This window comes from Bradyrhizobium sp. SHOUNA76, from assembly GCF_023006445.1.
Classification (GTDB): domain Bacteria; phylum Pseudomonadota; class Alphaproteobacteria; order Rhizobiales; family Xanthobacteraceae; genus Bradyrhizobium.
The window spans coordinates 1-2,136 of the sequence record NZ_JALBHA010000761.1 but is presented as its reverse complement, the minus strand read 5'-3'; the positions used below and the strand labels follow the sequence as shown (position 1 = coordinate 2,136).

At 67.6% G+C, this 2,136-nt stretch carries 3 protein-coding genes; 2 read left to right on the top strand and 1 reads right to left on the bottom strand.

Annotated elements, in window-relative coordinates:
- Both MOV74_RS36755 and MOV74_RS36750 read left to right on the top strand, forming a co-directional pair.
- Positions 1–396, top strand: a 396-nt coding sequence (locus MOV74_RS36755) for an NTP transferase domain-containing protein (RefSeq protein ID WP_246932235.1), incomplete at its 5' end; no start/stop codon positions are given.
- A gap of 81 nt (positions 397–477) precedes the next feature.
- Positions 478–702 carry a hypothetical protein gene (locus MOV74_RS36750; RefSeq protein WP_246932233.1) on the top strand — a complete coding sequence of 75 codons (225 nt, stop codon included), beginning with the start codon at positions 478–480 and terminating at the stop codon, positions 700–702.
- A 12-nt stretch (positions 703–714) separates the two neighbouring features.
- Here MOV74_RS36750 and MOV74_RS36745 read toward each other — a convergent pair.
- Positions 715–2,136, bottom strand: a 1,422-nt coding sequence (locus MOV74_RS36745; protein WP_246932231.1) for a molybdopterin biosynthesis protein, incomplete at its 5' end; no start/stop codon positions are given.

Here is a 2,136-nt window from a genome sequence, read left to right as displayed (position 1 = left end):
ATCCTCGCGGCGCTGGACTGGACCGCGGCCAACCGGCCGGAGATCGAATGGGTGCTCAGCGCCGCCGGCGATTGCCCGTTCCTGCCGCGCGATCTGGTTGCCCGCCTGCATGACGCACGCGAGCACGAGAGCGCGCAGCTCGCGGTCGCCGCATCAGGCAACCAGTCACATCCGGTGATCGGTCTGTGGCGCGTCGCCCTGCGCGACGAGCTGCGTCACGCGCTGGTCGTCGAAGACCTCCGCAAGATCGACCGCTGGACCGCGCGCTATCCGCTCGCGACGGTGACGTGGCCAGCCGAGCCACTCGATCCGTTCTTCAATGCCAATACGGTCGAGGACATCGCCGAAGCCGAGCGGCTGGCGGCACTGGATGACATGCCTGAGGCGTTGCCTTGAGTTCTTGACGGTAAGCGCCCGGCCGTGAACCGGACCTGGGAAGCGAACGACCAATGATTGGGACGTTGCCCCGGATGAACCATGGCCGACTCGCTCTTGGAAGTCATTTTCGATGTTGTCGATCTCGCGTTCGATGTTTCGGACGTAATCGATCGGACGAAGCCGCTGAGCAAGCCTGACACCGTCGAGGTCCCGCCGGACCCGAAGCCTCTGCCGCCTGCGGCGCAGCGTGCGTTGGCCGAAGCCGAGGAGCGGGAGCGCGCCATTCAGGCAGCCAGCGGCGCTGACCAGGCATCGCATCGATAACCCGGCTGGTATCTACGCGGGCCGAAATCCAGCTCGCTCCAGCGCGGCGCGTGCATCGTCCGAGCCGAGTGCGTCAAGGAACGCCCGCACCGCCGGCCGGTCCTTGCGCGCGGTCACCAGCGCGAAGTCATAATGCTCTTCCGCGAGCGGAATGAAGCCGAGGCCGACCGCATGGGCGACCGGCGCAATGGTCATGCCCCAGTCGGCGCGGTGCTGCACGACGGCGGCGGCAACCGCGTTATGCGAGCGCGGCTGGTTCCAATAGCCTTCCGGGCGCGCGCCGCCGAGCAGCCGATCGATCAGGATGCGCGTGCCGGCGCCCTGGTTGCGGTTGACCATGATGCAGGCGGGGTCAGTGAGCGCCGCGGCGATGGCGTCCTTTGCCCCGACGCCTTCGAAACGCCGGTCGCCCTTGCGGAAGACAATGCCCTGCATTCGCCGCCAACCCGGCACGAGTTCGAGCCCGTCGACGAGATAGGGCGTGTTGTAGGTCTCGCTTTGATCGTCGAACAGATGGATCGGCGCGAGATCGCATTCGCCACGTTTTGCGGCCGCGAGTCCGCCGAGGCTGCCGACTGCGATCGAGCGCACGGTGAGGCCGGCATGCGCGAGCTCAGCGGTGACGAGATCGAGGCCGGTGCAATGGCTGCCGATGATGACGAGATCGGGCACGCGCACATGCGGCGTGAACAGCGTCACCTCGGCTTCGGTCCCGGCCGGCATCTGTTCGGCGAGCGCGTCGATGCGCAGAAAGCCGTCGGCCTGCGCGAAGGACGTGATCGCGCCGGAGCCCTTGCCGGAGGGATAGGCGATCAGGCGATCCCTGCCCTCGACCAGCGAGACCATCACGAATTCGGTGCGGCCGAGCTCGGAGGCGATGCGGACCGGCACGGTTGCCCTGACCTTGGCATCGGAGCGCGGCGGCAGTCCGGCCATCCTGCGCAGCATCGGCACGATCATGTCGTGGAAGGTGAACATCGCCGAGGTCGGAAAGCCCGGCAGGATCACCACCGGTTTGCCGTCGCACACCGCAAGGCACAGCGGCTTGCCGGGCTTGAGCGCAACGCCATGCGCGATGATGCCGGGCTGGCCGAGCTGGCCGATGATGCGGTGAGACAAATCGCCCGCGCCCTTCGACGTACCGCCCGACAGCACCAGCATGTCTGCGCCTGCCAGCGCGCGGCGCATGGCGGCTTCGAGCTTGGCCTCATCGTCGGGAACGGCGCCGTGGAAAACCGCCTCACCGCCATTCTCGTCGATCGCAGCCGTGACGATCGCACCATTGGTGTCGTAGATGCCGGCGGGCGCGAGCGGCTGGCCCGGCTGCACCAATTCGTCGCCGGTGGAGATGACGGCCACTCGCGGCTTGCGCGCCACCGTCACCTCGGCGATGCCGCAAGCGGCCAGCATGCCGATCTCGCGCGAGCCGATGAG

Coding starts and splice junctions, on each gene's coding strand:
- MOV74_RS36750 (WP_246932233.1), top strand. CDS start 478: ATGGCCGACTCGCTCTTGGAAGTCATTTTCGATGTTGTCGATCTCGCG.